The sequence below is a fragment of the Bacillus sp. SIMBA_008 genome, from assembly GCF_046535495.1.
GTDB classification, from domain to species: Bacteria; Bacillota; Bacilli; order Bacillales; family Bacillaceae; genus Bacillus; species Bacillus subtilis.
This window is the reverse complement of record NZ_JAWRWL010000471.1, coordinates 1-271: the sequence shown is the minus strand read 5'-3', so window position 1 is coordinate 271 and position 271 is coordinate 1. Positions and strand designations below refer to the sequence as shown.

The following is a 271-nucleotide window of genomic DNA, read 5'->3' as shown; positions in this document are numbered from 1 at the left end:
CGCAAGGATATGCCAAATTCGGAAGCTGGCTGATCTGAATCCTTTTTTGTTTGATAAACTTGAGGATCAGCTCTTCATCCACACCTGTTTCCTCAGTGATCTGCTGCATCGTCGACTGTCTGTTGATCTGCTTTCTCAAAAATTTATAGACGGTTTCAAATGCTTTTTCTTCTTCTTTAATACATGCCTGGCACACGGTCTGCAGGTTCGTTTTAAAAAATAAAGCATTGCATTTTGGACAATTCGCCAATTCACCCATCGTATTAACTCC

At 40.6% G+C, this 271-nt stretch carries 1 protein-coding gene; it reads right to left on the bottom strand.

The genetic code is table 11. From position 1 onward, the window contains the following. The coding region (locus tag SB658_RS24065; protein ID WP_410602863.1) for a TIGR03826 family flagellar region protein at positions 1 to 259 on the bottom strand (259 nt) is incomplete at its 3' end. Positions 260 to 271: the final 12 nt, after the last annotated feature.